Annotated in this window: 10 protein-coding genes; 5 read left to right on the top strand and 5 right to left on the bottom strand. The window is 71.6% G+C overall.

Going from position 1 to position 16,670, the window contains the following annotated elements; all coding sequences use genetic code 11:
* The first annotated feature begins 59 nt into the window (after nucleotides 1–59).
* Entirely contained in the window at nucleotides 60–1,739 is a 1,680-nt protein-coding gene (locus FB047_RS01540; protein WP_136585476.1) for a long-chain-fatty-acid--CoA ligase, read from the top strand.
* Between the two features lie 124 nt (nucleotides 1,740–1,863).
* On the top strand, nucleotides 1,864–2,361 hold the full coding sequence (locus tag FB047_RS01535) for a hypothetical protein (RefSeq protein ID WP_136585475.1): 498 nt from the start codon (nucleotides 1,864–1,866) through the stop codon (nucleotides 2,359–2,361).
* A gap of 55 nt (nucleotides 2,362–2,416) precedes the next feature.
* Here the strand turns inward: FB047_RS01535 and ligA are convergent, their stop codons facing one another.
* The 3 genes from ligA to FB047_RS01520 form a co-directional block, all read right to left on the bottom strand.
* A complete protein-coding gene (ligA, locus tag FB047_RS01530; protein ID WP_136585474.1) occupies nucleotides 2,417–4,867 on the bottom strand; it encodes an NAD-dependent DNA ligase LigA in 2,451 nt (816 codons plus the stop codon).
* A gap of 73 nt (nucleotides 4,868–4,940) precedes the next feature.
* Nucleotides 4,941–6,038: a tRNA 2-thiouridine(34) synthase MnmA gene (mnmA, locus tag FB047_RS01525; RefSeq protein WP_136585473.1), complete on the bottom strand. Its 1,098-nt coding sequence runs from the start codon at nucleotides 6,036–6,038 to the stop codon at nucleotides 4,941–4,943.
* 9 nt (nucleotides 6,039–6,047) lie between these two features.
* Entirely contained in the window at nucleotides 6,048–7,232 is a 1,185-nt protein-coding gene (locus FB047_RS01520; protein WP_136585472.1) for a cysteine desulfurase family protein, read from the bottom strand.
* Between the two features lie 46 nt (nucleotides 7,233–7,278).
* Here FB047_RS01520 and glgX point away from each other — a divergent pair, with 46 nt between their 5' ends.
* From glgX to glgB, 3 genes are all read left to right on the top strand, one after another.
* A complete protein-coding gene (gene glgX / locus FB047_RS01515; protein WP_136585471.1) occupies nucleotides 7,279–9,381 on the top strand; it encodes a glycogen debranching protein GlgX in 2,103 nt (700 codons plus the stop codon).
* A gap of 185 nt (nucleotides 9,382–9,566) precedes the next feature.
* Entirely contained in the window at nucleotides 9,567–11,534 is a 1,968-nt protein-coding gene (locus FB047_RS01510) for a maltotransferase domain-containing protein (protein ID WP_136585847.1), read from the top strand.
* Entirely contained in the window at nucleotides 11,531–13,669 is a 2,139-nt protein-coding gene (gene glgB, locus FB047_RS01505; RefSeq protein WP_136585470.1) for a 1,4-alpha-glucan branching protein GlgB, read from the top strand. Before FB047_RS01510 ends, glgB begins: the two co-directional genes overlap by 4 nt.
* A gap of 108 nt (nucleotides 13,670–13,777) precedes the next feature.
* On the opposite strand, the gene FB047_RS01500 is transcribed toward glgB, so the two are convergent.
* Together FB047_RS01500 and FB047_RS01495 are read right to left on the bottom strand one after the other, a co-directional pair.
* A complete protein-coding gene (locus FB047_RS01500; RefSeq protein WP_136585469.1) occupies nucleotides 13,778–14,722 on the bottom strand; it encodes a tetratricopeptide repeat protein in 945 nt (314 codons plus the stop codon).
* Complete coding sequence (locus FB047_RS01495) at nucleotides 14,719–16,515, bottom strand: DUF8094 domain-containing protein (RefSeq protein ID WP_136585468.1); 1,797 nt, start codon at nucleotides 16,513–16,515, stop codon at nucleotides 14,719–14,721. The genes FB047_RS01500 and FB047_RS01495 overlap by 4 nt, the downstream gene beginning before the upstream one ends.
* Nucleotides 16,516–16,670: the final 155 nt, after the last annotated feature.

Here is a 16,670-nt window from a genome sequence, read left to right as displayed (position 1 = left end):
GTCGCCCGCCCGTCGCGTGCCGCCTGGCCCCGACCGCGGTGCCGCCCTAGGCTGGCCGGGTGACGAGCTTCGATCCGCCGCGACCCTGGACCTCGAGCTATGCGGCGGGCGTGCCCGTCGACCTGGAGCCGCAGACGGGGTCGCTCCTCGACATCGTCGACGCGTCCACCCGTGATTACCCGGACGCTCCCGCGCTGCAGTTCTTCGGGCGCGAGACCACGTATGCCGAGATGTCGGCGCAGATCGCACGCGCCGCCGCGGCGCTGGCCGCGCACGGTGTGCGCGCCGGCGACCCGGTCGCGCTCGTGCTGCCCAACTGTCCCCAGCACATCGTCGCGTTCTACGCCGTGCTGCGCCTCGGGGCCGTGGTCGTCGAGCACAACCCGCTCTACACGCCGCGAGAGCTGCGCAAACAGTTCGAGGACCACGGGGCGAAGCACGCGATCGTGTGGAGCAAGGTCGTCGCGACGGTGCAGGAGTTCCCCGCGGACCTGCGCGTGGATACCCTGATCTCGGTGGATGTCACGCGCGCGATGCCTTGGACGACGCGTCTCGCGCTGCGTCTGCCGGTCGCGAAAGCCCGCGCCTCCCGCGCCGCCCTGCACGCCGCGACGCGGGGAGCCACCGACTGGGAAGAGGTCGTGCGGCACGATCCGCTGCCCGCGTCGCATCCGCGCCCCGTCGCCTCCGACCTCGCGATCATCCAGTACACCAGCGGCACGACGGGCACGCCGAAGGGGGCGATGCTCACCCACGCGAACCTGCTCGCGAACGCCGCCCAGGCGCGGGCGTGGGTACCCCAGATCGTGCGGGGCGAGGGGTGCGTCGTGTACGCCGTACTGCCGATGTTCCACGCCTACGGGCTGACGCTGTGCCTGACCTTCGCGATGTCGATGGGCGCGCGACTGGTGCTCTTCCCGAAGTTCGACGCCGACCTCGTACTCGCGGTGACGAAGAAGCATCCCGCGACCTTCCTCCCCCTGGTCCCGCCCATCGCCGAACGGCTCCTGGCCGCGGCCGAGGCGAAGGGGGTCTCGCTCGCGGGGACCGACGTCGCGATCTCGGGCGCCATGGCGCTGCCGCACGACCTCGTCGTCCCGTTCGAGAAAGCCACCGGCGGATACCTGGTCGAGGGGTACGGCCTCAGCGAGTGCTCCCCCGTGCTCATGGCCAATCCCGTCGCCGACAACCGCGTGGCCGGAACCGTCGGTCTGCCCCTCCCCGGCACCGAGTGCCGGGTCGTCGACCCCGACGATCCGCGCACCGATGTCGAACGCGGGGAGCTGCTGGTGCGCGGGCCCCAGGTGTTCTCGGGGTACTACGGCAAGCCGGAGGAGACCGAGGCGGTGTTCATCGACGGCTGGTTCCGCACCGGCGACATCGTGACGATCGACGAGGACGGCTTCGTCCGCATCGTCGACCGCATCAAGGAACTCATCATCACGGGCGGCTTCAACGTCGCGCCGACCGAGGTCGAGAACGTGCTCCGCCAGCACCCCGGCGTCGCCGACGTCGCGGTGGTCGGTCTGCCCAGCGAGCACTCCGGCGAAGAGGTCGTCGCGGCGGTCGTGCCCACCGTGCCCGGTGAGCTCGACGTCGAGGCGGTGCGCGCGTTCGCACGCGGCATCCTGACGCCCTACAAGGTGCCCCGTCGCATCGTCGTCGTCGACGACCTGCCCCGCTCGCTGATCGGCAAGGTCCTGCGACGCCAGGTGCGCGACAAACTCCTCGCGGACTGACCCCTGCACCGCGGGACCCGCTCCGCGCAAGGGGCGAGGACGATCCGGGCGGTCGGTCGACGAATCGCTACGGTGATTCGACGGGCCGATTCCCGGCCCGACCGTGACCTTTGGGGGGAATCACATGACCATCACGCGCGCCTCGGCCGCCTTCAGCGCTCTCGCCGCCGCCGCTCTGCTGCTGGCCGGATGTTCCGGAGGGGCCTCTTCGGATGCCGCGCCGACGACCGCGGAGTCCACCGCTCCCAGCCCCGTCTCGTCGAGTCCCGCGCCCGCCGCCTCGGCCGCCGCAGACGGTGACCAGTCGAAGCAGGACGCCTGCCAGATCATCATCACGTCGTTCAACGACGTCACCGAGGCCAGCGGTGAGATCAACACCTCCGATCCTCAGGCGGCCGTCGACCGGTTCAAGGAGCTCGCGACGAAGGTGCAGGGCGACTTCTCGCAGATCACCAACGCCGACATCGCCCCGGCCGCGCAGAACGCGAGCGCGACGTTGAACCAGTACGTCACCTTCCTCGAGGGCGTCATCGCCGATCCGAGCACCGCGAGTGGGCTGAGCGAGCAGGTCACGGCACTGCAGGAGAGCTTCACGCAGGCCGGGACGGCCTGCGCCGGCTGATCCGACACGGCACCGGACGCGAAGAGGGCGGGGCTGCGGCTCCGCCCTCTTCGCCTCACTCGGCGGGAGCGGCCTCCGAAGCCTCGTCCGCCGCTCCGCCGTCGAGAGCGGCGGGGCCCTGCTCGACGAGGATGCGGAACTGCGCCGCGTCGAGGATGCGCAGCCCCAGCTCCTCGGCCTTCGCGAGCTTCGAGCCGGCACCGGGTCCCGCGGCGACGAAGTCCGTCTTCTTCGACACGCTGGAGGCGGCCTTGCCTCCGGCGGCGAGGATGGCCTCCTGGGCCCCTTCGCGCGTGTAGCCCTCGAGTGAACCCGTGGCGACGACGGTGAGCCCCGCGAGCACTCCCCCGGCCGCCGCGGCGGCACCGGGGCCGGGGTGTCCGGGGATTGCGAAGCGCACTCCCGCGGCCTGCCAGCGCTCGACGATCTCGCGGTGCCAGTCGACCTCGAACCAGTCGATCACCGCATCCGCGATGATGCCGCCCACGCCCTCGACGGCCGCGAGCTCTTCGCGCGAGGCCGCGCGGATGGCATCCAGCGACCCGAACCACTGCGCGAGGGCGCGCGCCGCGACCGGGCCCACGTGGCGGATGTTCAGGGAGACGAGCAAGCGCCACAGGTCTTTGGTCTTGGCCTTCTCGAGCTCGGCCACGAGCTTCGTCGCCTGCTCCGAGGGGCGCACCTCGCGGAAGTCCTTGCGGATGCCGCGCCGCCGGCGCTCCGCCGGGTCGAGGTCTTCGGCACCCGGCGGGTAGGTCGCGGGGCCGAGCTTCTGGAACGGTGCGCGGCGCACGAGCTCGCCCGTGTCGGGGTCGACTTTCCGCTCGCCCGTCTCGGAGTCGCGGACGACGACCTCGATGGGCACCAGTTCGTCGATGGTGAGGTCGAACAGACCGGCCTCGGTGTCGAGCGGCGGCCGCTCGGGCACCTCGGGCTGGGTCAGGGCGGCGGCGGTGACCTCGCCCAGGGCCTCGACGTCGAGGGCGCCGCGCGAGCCGATGTGCTCGACGCGTCCGCGCACCTGCGCGGGGCACGAGCGCGCGTTCGGGCACCGCAGGTCGATGTCTCCCTCTTTCGCGGGGCGCAACGGCGTTCCGCACTCGGGGCAGTCGGCGGGCATGACGAACGCCCGCTCGGTGCCGTCGCGCAGCTCCACGACCGGGCCGAGCACCTCGGGGATGACGTCGCCGGCCTTGCGCAGCACGACCGTGTCGCCGATCAGGACGCCCTTGACCTTGACGACGTCCTGGTTGTGGAGGGTCGCCTGTCGCACGACGCTGCCGGCGACCTTGGCGGGCTCCATCACCGCGAACGGCGTCGCCCGCCCGGTGCGTCCCACCGACACGACGATGTCGAGCAGCTTCGTGTTGACCTGCTCGGGCGGGTACTTGTAGGCGATGGCCCAGCGGGGCGCGCGGCTGGTGGCGCCGAGCTCGTCGTGGAGCGCCAGTTCGTCGACCTTGACGACGACGCCGTCGATCTCGTGTTCGACGTCGTGTCGGTGCTCGCCGTGATGGGCGACGAAGTCGAGCACCCCGTCGATGGTCGACTCGACGCGGCTGTAGGGCGACGTTGGAAGACCCCACGACTTCAGCAGGTCGTAGATCTCGCTCTGCGCCGCGACCGGCGGGTCGGGCCACGCGCCGATGCCGTGCACGTAGAGCGCGAGCGAGGCGATGCGCTCGAGACCTGCCTCGAGTTCGAGCCCGCTCTTCTTCTCGATCTGCTGGCGGAGCCCGCCGCTGGCGGCGTTGCGTGGATTGGCGAACGCGGGGAAGCGGCGCGCGGCGGCCTGCTCGGCCTTCTCTTCGTCGAAGGCCCTCCCGCCGCGGCGGCCCGCGGCGCGCTCGCGCGACTCGGCGACGGCCCGCTCACGGTACTCGCCCTGCAGACGGTTGAGGTTCTCGAACGCCGCGACGGGGATGAACACCTCGCCGCGCACCTCGACGAGAGCCGGGTGGCCGTCGCCGGACAGTTCGCGCGGGATTCCGGACACCCGCAGGGCGTTGTCGGTCACGATCTCGCCGACGCGGCCGTCGCCGCGGGTCGCCGCGGAGGTGAGCACGCCGTTCTCGTAGCGCAGGTTGATCGCGAGGCCGTCGATCTTCAGCTCGCTCAGCCACTGCACGGCCCGCCCGGCCGCGGCCTGCGTCTTCACGGCCCAGTCGCGCAGCTCGTCGGGTGAGAACACGTTGTCGAGGCTCAGCATCCGCTCGGCGTGCTCGATCGTGACGAGATCGGTCGCCTCGGCGGCGCCGACGGACTGCGTGGGGCTGTCCTGCCCCTGCAGCTCGGGGTACGACCGCTCGATCGCCTCGAGGCGGTGCATCCAGCCGTCGTAGGTGGCGTCGTCGACGAGTTCGGCGTCGCGTCCGTAGTAGGCGTCGCGCGCGTCGACGATGCGCTGCGTCAGCTCGGCCGCTTCGGCGCGCGCCTCGTCGAGGGTCAGATCGGGAAGCTGATCGTGCTCGGTCACGGCATCCAGCTTAGGGAGGGGGTCCGACATCGCCGCGGGCCTTGCCTGCTCCCCGTCGCGGGGTTCGCGGCACGGATGAGGTCGTGCGGCGCGCGCGACGGGCTCAGGCCTCGACCGGAACCGCCGACACCGTCCGGTCAATCGTGAACTGGCCGATCACGCGCGTCCCGTCGTACAGCACGGCGGTCTGCCCCGGCGCGACGCCGTCGAAGGGCGTCTCGGGACGCACGGTCAGCACACCGTCCTCGATCGCGGCGGACGCCGGCACGGGGTCGGCGTGGGCACGGATCTGCACGTCGCACGCGAACGACGCCGTGGCGGGCGCGCGCCCCGCCCACGTGAAGCGCTCCCCGGCGATCTCGCTGCAGGCGAGGGCCTCTTTCGGGCCGACCACCACGGTGTTGTTCACCGGCCGCACCTCGAGCACGAACCGCGGCTTGCCGTCGGCGGCGGGCACGCCCAGCTGCAGGCCGCGACGCTGGCCCACGGTGAACGCGTGGGCGCCCTCGTGCGTCCCCACGACGGCACCGGTGCGGTCGAGGATCTCCCCGCGCTGCGCACCCACCTTGTCGGCGAGCCATCCGCGCGTGTCGCCGTCGGGGATGAAGCAGATGTCGTGGCTGTCGGGCTTGTGCGCGACGGTCAGGCCCCGCTCCTCGGCCTCGGCCCGCACGAGCGCCTTCGACGGCGTCGACCCCAGGGGGAAGTAGGTGTGCGCCAGCTGCTCGGCGGTGAGGACGCCGAGCACGTACGACTGGTCCTTCGCGTTGTCGGAGGCGCGGTGCAGCTCGCGCCCCTCGGGCGTGTCGACCAGGGTGGCGTAGTGCCCGGTGCACACTGCGTCGAAGCCGAGCTCGATCGCCCGTTCCAGGAGGGCGGCGAACTTGATCTTCTCGTTGCACCGCATGCACGGGTTGGGCGTGCGTCCCGCGCGGTACTCGGCCACGAAGTCGTCGATCACGTCATCGCGGAAGCGCTCCGAGAAGTCCCACACGTAGAACGGCATGCCGAGCTTGTCGGCGGCGCGGCGGGCGTCCATCGCGTCCTCGATCGTGCAGCAGCCGCGACTGCCGGCGCGCAGGGTCCCTCCCGCGCGCGACAGCGCCAGGTGCACGCCGACGACCTCGTGGCCGGCCTCCACGGCGCGGGCCGCCGCCACCGCGGAGTCGACTCCCCCGCTCATCGCCGCCAGAACTCGCATCGTCCCAGTCTACGAACGCCCCGCTGAGCGGGCGCCGGATGCCACCGCCCGCGCGTGGGCCTCGGGAAGGCGGGCGAGAACCGCGTCGACGTCGGCGTCGGTCGAGGTGCGACCGAGGGTGAACCGCAGCACCGACCGCGCGGCGCGGTCGTCGAGTCCGAGCGCGAGCACGACGTGCGAGGGCTCGGCGACGCCCGCCTGGCACGCCGAGCCGGTCGAGACGGCCACCCCCGCCATGTCGAGCAGGAACAGCAGCGTCTCGCCCGCGGCATCCGGGAACACCACGTGCGCGTTGCCCGGCAGACGCTCCTCGGGATCGCCGAGCAGTCGTGCGTCGGGAATGGCCGAGCGGATGCCGCGGACGAGGCGATCGCGCAGGGCGGCGAGGCGCACGCTCTCGTGCGCGCGCTCCGCCTCGGCCGCGCGCGCGGCGGCGGCGAAGGCGGCGGCACCGGCGACGTCCTGCGTCCCCGCGCGGAGCCCGCGCTGCTGGCCCCCGCCGTGCACCAGCGGGGTCAGGGCCGCGTGCCGGGAGACGACGGCCGCCCCCACGCCGACCGGCCCGCCGACCTTGTGCGCCGAGACCGACAGCGCCGCCAGTCCTCCGGGCTGCGCGCCCGACCCGCGCCACGCGGCGAAGTCGACGGGGATCTGCCCGAGCGCCGACACCGCGTCGAGATGGAGGGGAACGCCGGCAGCGGATGCCGCGGCGGCCAGGGCGGCGGCATCCTGGATCGTCCCGACCTCGTTGTTGGCCACCAGCGCCGTCGCGAGCGCCGCACCCGGGAGGGCGTCGGCGAAAGCGGAGGGCTCGATGCGCCCGAGGGGGTCGAGGCCCACGCGGCGCACGGCCGCGCCCTGGGCGGCAGCGAGCCAGCCGACGACGTCGAGCGTGGCGTGGTGCTCGCCGTCGGGGAGGACCACGGCGTCGGACCCCGCGGCGCGCGACCACCAGAGCCCCTTCAGGGCGAGGTTCGCCGCCTCGGTGCCGCCCGAGGTCAGCACCACCTCGATGCTCTGGCAGCCCAGCACGTCGGCGAGGACGTCGCGGGCGTCCTCGAGCAGACGACGGGCGTCCTGCCCCGCCCCGTGGATCGACGAGGGGTTGCCGAGCACCTCGTGGGCGGCGACCCAGGCCTCCCGCGCCTCTGCGCGAAGAGGCGTCGTCGCTGCGTGATCGAGGTAGACCCGCATCCTCGCCCTCCCGGTATCGGCACTCGCCTTCACTACCCTAAGACGCATGGTCCGACCCGAGACTGCCCTGCCCGCACGCGTTCCCGACCTGCCGGGGCTGCTCAGCCCCGCGCTCGACGACCTCGGCGTCCGCCTCGGACCCGACGGCGGCACGCTGCGCGTGTGGTCGGGGTCCGCCGACGCGATGCAGGTGCTCGTCTTCGACGAGGTCGACCTCGACTGGGCCACCGAGACCATCACGATGACCCCGGTCGGCGGCGGCGTCTTCGAGGCGACCACGCCGCTGCTGCGCCCGGGCGCGCGCTACGCGATCCGCGTCGGTGGACCGCACGGACCGGGCCACACATTCAACCCGCAGTCCCTGCTCATCGAACCGTACTCGCGGGGCCTGGTCTCCGGCAGTTTCGGCGACTGGCGCTCGGTCGTCGTCGACGGCGCGTTCGACTGGGGATCCTCGACCAAACCCCGGGTGCCGATGGACCGCACGGTCATCTACGAGGGTCACGTGAAGGGCCTCACCAAGCGGCATCCGCACATCCCGCCGGCCCTGCACGGCACCTACGCGGGACTCGCGCACCCGGCGATGATCGAGCATCTGCTCTCGCTCGGGGTCACGAGCGTCGAGCTGCTCCCCGTGCACGCCTTCGCGACCGAGCCGCGGCTGCTGCAGCTGGGGCTGACGAACTACTGGGGGTACAACTCCCTGAACTTCTTCACCCCGCACGCGCCCTACGCGACGGCGGCCAGTCGTGCCGAGGGACCCGACGCGGTGCTGCGGGAGTTCAAGGGCATGGTCAAGCTCCTGCACGAGGCCGGGCTCGAGGTGCTGCTCGACGTCGTCTACAACCACACCGCCGAAGAGGGCATCGGCGGCCCGCGCACGAGCCTGCGCGGCATCGACAACAGCGCCTATTACCGTCAGACGGCCGAGGGCGTCTACATCGACGAGACCGGCTGCGGCAACGCGGTGAACACCTCGACGGATGCCGCGGCCCGGCTCGTCCTGGATTCCCTCCGCTACTGGGCGGAGGAGGTGCAGATCGACGGGTTCCGCTTCGACCTCGCCGTGACCCTCGGCCGCGACCGTCACCACTCCTTCACTCCCGACCACCCCCTGCTCGCCGCCATCCGCGACGACGAGCGACTGGCGGGGACCAAGCTCATCGCCGAGCCGTGGGACGTCGGCATGGGCGGGTGGCAGACCGGCAACTTCGGCCCCGGCTGGCTGGAGTGGAACGACCGGTACCGCGACCGCGTGCGCAACTTCTGGCTCAGCGACATCGACTACGCCCGTCGCGCAGACACGGCCCCGGTGGGCGTCGGGGGCTTCGCGACGCGCCTGGCGGGATCGTCGAACACCTTCAGCGAGGAGCGGGGTCCGCTCGCGAGCGTCAACTTCGTCACGGCTCACGACGGCTTCACCCTGCGCGACCTCGTGTCGTACGACGTCAAGCACAACCTCGGAAACGGCGAGCAGAACCGCGACGGCGCCGACACGAACCGCTCGTTCAACCACGGGGCCGAGGGGCGCACCGACGACGAGCGCGTGCTCGCCACGCGGCGAAAGGCCATGCGCAACCTCCTGGGGACGCTGCTGCTGTCGGCTGGCGTGCCGATGCTCACCGCGGGCGACGAGATGGGCCGCACCCAGCGCGGCAACAACAACGCGTACTGCCACGACTCCGCGCTCACCTGGTTGTCGTGGGATCTCGCTCCCTGGCAGGAGGACCTGTTCGCCCACACGCAGCGGCTCCTCGCCGTGCGTCGCGAGAATCCGGCCCTCCGCCCCAAGCGCTTCGCCCGTCTCGGGGAGCGCATCCCCTCGGCATCCGTCATGGAGTGGTTCGACGAGCACGGGGAGACCATGTCGAGCGAGCGGTGGAACGATCCGGCCCACCGCACGCTGCAGTACCTCGCGACCTCGACGCCCGAGGACGAAGAGCCGAACCGCGTGCTGCTGGTGGTGCACGGCACCGAGAGCGACGTCGACATCGTCCTTCCGCCCCTCGACGACGACGAGGGCGCGGGGTCGTACGTGCAGCTGTGGTCGAGCGCCGACGAGAGCCCGACCACCGACGCGGTGCGCCACGCCCCCGGCGACGCCGTGCCCGTCGCGGGTGCCTCGATGCTGCTGTTCCGCGTCGAGTAACCGGCGCGCCCTGTCAAGGCCGCGCGAAAGGTGACGGCGACGTCGGCGGCCCGCGGTAGGTTCGGACCGTGGCCACCACGACGACTCCTTCGCCCGAGCTGCCCTGGCGCAGCGCCGCTTCGATTCCCGTGCGTCCGGTCAAGCCGACGCCCACCTCGCGCAGCGTGGTCACCCCGCGCATCCCGATGGCGCTGCCTCATCCGAGCGTGCCGGGCGGACGGTTCCGCCCCTCCGCCTACCTCGGCGAGGCCGTGCCCTTCACCGTCACCGCTTTCCGCGAGGGCCACGACCGCATCGGCGTGCAGGTGCGCCTGTTCTCCCCCTCGGGCGACGAGTCGTTGCACCGTCTCAGCCCCCTGAACGACGGGTTCGACCGGTGGTCGACCCTCGTCGCTCCGCTCGAGCAGGGCGTGTGGCGCTTCCGCTTCGAGTCCTTCGCCGACGACTTCGCGACCTGGGAGCACGCGGCCGAGGTCAAGATCGCGGCGGGCGTCGACACGGCCCTCATGCGCGAGATGGGCGCTCAGCTCTTCGACCGCGCGCGCGGTGAGAAGAAGCGCCCCGGCAGCGACAAAGACGTGCTGTACGACGCGGCTCGCGCTCTGCGCGACCCCGAGGTGCACGACGACACCGCTCTGCAGATCGTGCGCGATCCCGCCATCGCCGCCCTCTTCGAGGCGCGGCCGATGATGGGTCTGGTCTCGGTCGGCAAAGACGCCGAACTGCTCGTCGAACGCGAGCGCGCCGGCGTCGGCGCCTGGTACGAGTTCTTCCCGCGGTCCGAGGGCGCGACCCGCGGCGACGACGGCTCGGTGATCAGCGGCACGTTCCGCACCGCCGTCGACCGACTCCCCGGTGTCGCCGACATGGGCTTCGACGTCCTCTACCTGCCGCCGATCCACCCGATCGGCGTGACCAACCGCAAGGGCCCCAACAACACCCTCGTCACCCAGCCCGGCGACCCCGGCTCGCCGTGGGCGATCGGTGCCGCCGCGGGCGGGCACGACACCGTGCACCCCGATCTGGGCACGCTCGACGACTTCCGCGCCTTCGTCGACGCCGCCCGCGCGGCGGGCATCGAGGTCGCCCTCGACCTGGCTCTGCAGGCCTCGCCCGACCACCCTTGGGTCGCCGAGCACCCCGAGTGGTTCACGACCCTCCCCGACGGATCGATCGCCTTCGCCGAGAACCCGCCGAAGAAGTACCAGGACATCTACCCGGTCAACTTCGACAACGACCCGGAGGGCATCCGCGCCGAGGTGCTGCGCATCGTGCGCCACTGGATCGCGCAGGGCGTCACCATCTTCCGCGTCGACAACCCGCACACGAAGCCCCTGCAGTTCTGGGAGTGGCTCATCGCCACCGTCAGCGCGGAGGAGCCCGACGCCGTCTTCCTCGCCGAGGCGTTCACCCGCCCCGCACCGCTGCAGGGGCTGGCGATGGCGGGCTTCCAGCAGAGCTACACGTACTTCGCGTGGCGCAACACCAAGGAGGAGCTCGAGGAGTTCCTGGGCGGCCTCGCGCGCGAGACCGACGACTTCCTGCGCCCCAACCTCTTCGTCAACACCCCCGACATCCTCACCGAGTACCTGCAGTTCGGCGGTCGACCGGCCTACAAGATCCGCGCCGCGATCGCCGCGACCGCGGCCCCCACCTACGGGGTCTACGCCGGGTACGAGCTGTTCGAGAACGTGGCCCGGCCGGGTTCGGAAGAGAACATCGACAACGAGAAGTACGAGTACAAGTTCCGCGACTGGGCGGGCGCCGAGGCCGCGGGCGACTCGCTCGCCCCGTACCTGCGCATGCTCAACGCCGCACGGCGCGACCACCCCGCGCTGCGACAGCTGCGCAACCTGCGGGTGCACTGGAGCGACGACGACGCGATCCTCGTCTACTCCAAGCACCTCGACGCCGCCCTCAGCCCCACGGGCGTCGCCGACACGGTGATCGTGGTCGCCAACGTCGACCCCCACTCGGCCCGCGAGACCACCGTCCACCTCGACACGACCGTGTTCGGCGTCGAGCCCGGCGCGTCGTACGACGTCGAAGACCTCGTGACCGGCCAGGTCTGGACCTGGGCCGATCACAACTTCGTCCGCCTCGACGCCTTCAGCGAGCCCGTGCACATCCTGCACGTCAAGGAGACCCGATGACCTCCCTCTCCCCCGAGATCCTCGACGCCGTCGCGCACGGCGCCCACCACGACCCGCACAGCGTGCTCGGCGTGCACGAGACCGCCGACGGCTGGGTCATCCGCTCGCGGCGTCCCCTCGCCGCGACGGTCGTCGCCGAACTCGCCGACGGGACCTCCGTCGCGCTCGAGCACGTGCGCGGCGGGATCTGGGAGGCCCCCGTGGCCACCCACCCGGGCGCCTACGTCGTGCGGGCGTCCTACGACGGCTCGGAGCACGCCTCCGACGACGGCTACCGGCACGCCCCGTCGATCGGCGAACTCGACCTCCACCTCATCTCCGAGGGGCGTCACGAGGAGCTGTGGCGCGTTCTCGGTGCGCACGTGCGCGAGCTCGACGGTTCGAGCGGCACCGCGTTCACGGTCTGGGCGCCCGATGCCCGCGCGCTGCGCGTGATCGGCGACTTCAACGGCTGGGACGGCACCGGCAGCGCGATGCGCTCGATGGGCGGCAGCGGTGTCTGGGAGCTCTTCATCCCCGGGATCGGCCTCGGCACACGCTACAAGTTCGAGATCCTCACGCGGGGCGGACAATGGATCGAGAAGGCCGATCCGATGGCGCGCCTGGCCGAGGTCCCCCCGGCCACCGCGTCGGTCGTGACCGACTCCGCCTACGCCTGGGCCGACGACGCGTGGATCAACGAGCGCTCCCGGACCGCGCCGATCGACCGGCCCATGTCGATCTACGAACTGCACCTCGGCTCGTGGAAGCAGGGCCTGTCGTATCGCGACGCCGCCGACGAGATCATCGACTACGTCGGCGCGCAGGGCTTCACGCACGTTGAATTCCTCCCGCTCGCGGAGCACCCCTTCGGCGGATCGTGGGGATACCAGGTGTCGGGCTACTACGCCCCCACGAGCCGCTTCGGATCCCCCGACGACCTGCGCTACCTCATCGACCGCCTGCACCAGGCCGGCATCGGCGTGATCATGGACTGGGTCCCGGGGCACTTCCCGAAGGACGACTTCGCCCTCGCCCGCTTCGACGGCGAGGCGCTGTACGAGCACCCCGATCCCCGTCGCGGCGAGCACAAGGACTGGGGGACGCTCATCTTCGACTACGGCCGCAACGAGGTGCGCAACTTCCTCGTCGCGAACGCGCTGTACTGGTTCGAGGAGTTCCACGTCGACGGTCTGCGCGTGGATGCCGTGGCATCCATGCTCTATCTCGACTACTCCCGCAACGACGGGGAGTGGGCCCCCAACCAGTTCGGCGGCCGGGAGAACCTCGAGGCGATCCGCTTCCTGCAGGAGGTCAACGCGACCTCGTACAAGCGCTACCCGGGCATCGCCCTGATCGCCGAGGAGTCCACGAGCTTCCCCGGTGTCACCGCCCCGACGAGCCACGCCGGTCTCGGCTTCGGGTTCAAGTGGAACATGGGCTGGATGAACGACTCGCTCCAGTACATCGGGCGCGATCCGATGTACCGCTCGCACCACGAGGGCGAGCTGTCGTTCTCGTTCGTGTACGCGTTCAGCGAGAACTTCATCCTCCCGATCAGCCACGACGAGGTTGTCCACGGCAAGGGCAGCCTCTTCGGCCGCATGCCCGGCGACCACTGGCAGAAGCTCGCGAACATGCGCGCGTTCTTGGCGTACATGTGGGGGCACCCCGGCAAGCAGTTGCTGTTCATGGGCCAGGAGTTCGGCCAGATGTCGGAGTGGTCGGAGTCGCGTTCGATCGACTGGTGGATGCTCGACCAGCCCTCGCACCGACAGCTGCACGACTTCGTCGGCGAATTGAACCGCGTGTACAAGGAGCAGGCGGCGCTCTGGTCGCGGGACCACGACGGCGCCGCGTTCTCGCGCCTGGGGGCTCCGGCGTGGAACCCGAACGTGCTCGCGTTCGCCCGCCGCGACCACCACGGCAACACCGTCGCCGTCGTGTGCAACTTCTCGGGCGTTCCGCTCACCGACTTCCCCCTCGACCTGCCGGAGTCCGGCATGTGGACCGAGGTGCTCAACAGCGACGCCGAGGCGTTCGGTGGCTCCGGTCAGGGCAACCTCGGCGCCGTGGCCACCGACGGCCGCGGCAGCGCCACGCTCACCCTCCCGCCGCTGGGCGTGCTCTGGCTGCACCACCGCGCGGGCGCCTGACCCGGTCACGCACAGGGCCCGTCCCTCCGGGGGCGGGCCTCGTGCGTTCGCCGGGCAGAACGCGAACGGCCCCGCTCCCCTCGAGGGGGCGGGGCCGTTCATCGTGGCTCAGAAGAGGAGGGATGCCAACCGCGCACGCGCGCGGATCACACGGGCGTCGTCGTCCCCCACGATGCCGAACAGCTCGAGAAGCCGCTCGCGCACCGGGGCGCGCTCGTCCGACGGGAGCGCCGCGAACAGGTCGAGCAGTCGACCGAACGCGTCGTCGACGTGACCGCCCACGACGTCGAGATCGGCGACGACGAACTGCGCGTCGACGCCCGTGGGCTCGGCCGCGGCCGCGGCCCGTGCCGCCTGGAGGTCGGCGCCCTGCACGCGGTCGAGCAGGCGCACCTGACCGAGGCCGGCGCGCGCGTCGGCGTCCCGCGGGTTCTCGGCGAGGGCCTTCTCGTACGCGGCGATGGCGCGGGCGTAGTCACCCTCCTCGATCGCCGCGAAGGCCTCGGCGTGCAGCGGCGGGAGCGGGGGCTCCTCCGCAGGCGCGTCCGCGGCGGCACCCTCGACGGGGACGGTTCCCGTCACCCCGTGCTGGGCGGCCAGCTGTAGGAGCTGGGCGAAGACGTCGCGCACCTGCTGCTCCGGCACCGCGCCGGTGAACAACGGCACCGGCTGGCCGGCGACGAGGGCGAGCACCATCGGGATGGACTGCGCGCGGAAGCCCTGCGCGAGCTGCGGGTTGGCGTCGACGTCGACCTTCGCGAGCACGAGGCGACCCGCCAGCTCGGTGACGACTTTCTCGAGCACCGGGCTGAGCTGCTTGCAGGGACCGCACCATTCGGCCCAGAGGTCGATCACGACGGGGACCGTGCGCGAGAGCTCGAGCACCTCGCCGAAAGTCGCGTCGGTGACGTCGAAGACGAGCGGCAGAGCGCCGGCCGGCGCCGCGCCGTCGGCGGGCGGGGCGGCGGGCGCCGCGGGGGCGGCCGGGCGGTTGCGCAGCGACGAGAGGTCGACGGCGCCGCGCATCACGGAACCGGGGGCGGGAGTGCTCACGGGGACACCTTCGCTTCGAGGAGACTGGAACGGTAGCCGAGCAGGCGGATCTTGTCGTCGGAACCCTGGCTGGGCACGTAGAAGAACACCTGGTCGGAGTAGGTCGTGGTGAAGCCCGTCGCGGACTGGTCGACCCCGGTGAGGGCCTTGACCGCGGGGTTGTTGTCGAGCTTGATGACCGCGTCGGCGTTGGTCGGCTTAGCGGTGTCGCTCTCGTAGACGTTCACCGCCACGATCGCTCCGGTGTCGAGCGTCGCGAGCGCGATCGGCGTCGCGGGACCCGCCGAGGCGGCGAAGCTGATCTCCGCGGTGCCGGCACCCGTCTGGTTGAGCTCGTCGGTGCGCTTGGTCTTGTTGTCCTGGATCGCCGACAGCAGCAGGTCGTTCCCGGTGTCGAAGAGGGGCGCAGACGCGCTGTTCTCGCCGTTGTTGATGATGTCGGCGTACGCGGCCGCCACCTTCTCAGGGGCGAGGGTGAGGAACGACGAGTCCGGCGGCACCTGCGTCGCGCCGACGTAGGGGGCGGCGAGTTCGGGCAGGTTGGTGGACGCCTCCAGGTTGCCCACGTAGGACGCCTTGTAGTCGTCCCAGGGCGTCTCCTGCGTCATCATCATGATCGTCGTGGTCGGGGTGGCGGCATCCGCCGACTCCACCACCGTCATGAGCGAGCGCGGCCACGAGCCGGTGGTCTGCGGCAGCGTGATCTGCACCGGCTCCGACGGGATCGCCGGGAGGGCGGGGCGATCGGGAAGGGCCGCGCGCAAGGTGTAGTTGGTCGCCCGCTCGGCCAGCGCGGGGCCCGACAGACGCTGGGCGGCGGCGTTCTGGTCGAGGGCTGCGTCGGCGGATGCGACCGTGCTCGACACGCGGGACACGATGCGCTTGGCCTGCGCCTCGGTGACCGCGGGAGGGAACTGCCCCTCCGGGACGACGACGGTCGGGGTGGGCGTCGGAGTCTCCGAGGCCGCGAACTGCGGCCAGGCGTCCGCCGAGCATCCCGCGAGCAGCGCCACCGACACGCCCAACGCGGGGACGGCGACGAGCGCACGACGACCGCGCGAACCCGAGGATCGGCGCGAGGGGCTTTCGCTCACCACGCCCTTGGCCGCGGCATCCGATTCGGCGATCGAGATGGGCTCGGTGACGGGGAGCGGCAGGCCCTTGCGGCGCGGGCGGCGCGAACGGCGCACGTGACGGATGCCGAGGAGGTAGAGCACGATGCCGGCGAGAAGCGCGATACCGCCGCCGACGATCAGCGGGCCCGCCCAGGGCGTGGAGTCGTCGATGGGCCACGTCACGCTCACGTTCGCGGGGGCGGGCGCGGTGCCGTCCGAGGCGACCAGAACGCTCATGTCGCTCGGGAGCTGCAGGGTGGTCGACAGGGAACCCGTCTGCTCGAACTCGTCGAGCCAGAGGTCGTTGTCGATCGGGCTGCGTCCGCCCGTGGTGGCGGCGGACGCGGGGGTCACCGTCGGCGCCTGGTCGGCGGTCTGCACCTCGCCCTCGCCGTTCACGGTCACCGCGGTGTAGTCCACATCGGCGAGCCACGCCTTCAGATCAGCGGTGCGGCCGTAGGAGAGGAAAACGGCCCCGTCGCCCTCGACGCGCAGGGTCTGCGCTCCCGGGACGCTCGTGAGCACCGAGCCGTCGATGAGGGTGTAGGCCGAGGCTCCCTCGGTCTGCACCGCCTTCGTGGTCTCGGACGGCCCCTGGAAGACCGTGCGCTGGGCGATGCCGGCACCGATCATGGCGGCGGCGATGACGAACGCCACCACGGCCCAGACGAATCTCACGCTTCACACCATCCCCACCGGCAGCTCGGGCGCCACCGAAGAATCGACGTTTCAGACTATCCGAGGGCGGCTGAAAGTTCGCGGCGAGGCTCGTGGCTCGCCGATGCGGGGCCCCGCGGTCACTATCCTGACGAGACGGGCACGCTCGCCCGGCT

Origin of the sequence: Microbacterium hydrothermale (genome assembly GCF_004854025.1) — a bacterium.
GTDB lineage: Bacteria > Actinomycetota > Actinomycetes > Actinomycetales > Microbacteriaceae > Microbacterium > Microbacterium hydrothermale.
This window is presented reverse-complemented; position numbering and strand designations above follow the sequence as displayed.

Bases quoted from the DNA above. Each gene is read 5' to 3' on its own strand.
- FB047_RS01535 (WP_136585475.1), top strand. From the start codon at position 1,864: ATGACCATCACGCGCGCCTCGGCCGCCTTCAGCGCTCTCGCCGCCGCC.
- ligA (WP_136585474.1), bottom strand. From the start codon at position 4,867: ATGTCGGACCCCCTCCCTAAGCTGGATGCCGTGACCGAGCACGATCAG.
- mnmA (WP_136585473.1), bottom strand. From the start codon at position 6,038: ATGCGAGTTCTGGCGGCGATGAGCGGGGGAGTCGACTCCGCGGTGGCG.
- FB047_RS01520 (WP_136585472.1), bottom strand. From the start codon at position 7,232: ATGCGGGTCTACCTCGATCACGCAGCGACGACGCCTCTTCGCGCAGAG.
- glgX (WP_136585471.1), top strand. From the start codon at position 7,279: ATGGTCCGACCCGAGACTGCCCTGCCCGCACGCGTTCCCGACCTGCCG.
- FB047_RS01510 (WP_136585847.1), top strand. From the start codon at position 9,567: ATGGCGCTGCCTCATCCGAGCGTGCCGGGCGGACGGTTCCGCCCCTCC.
- glgB (WP_136585470.1), top strand. From the start codon at position 11,531: ATGACCTCCCTCTCCCCCGAGATCCTCGACGCCGTCGCGCACGGCGCC.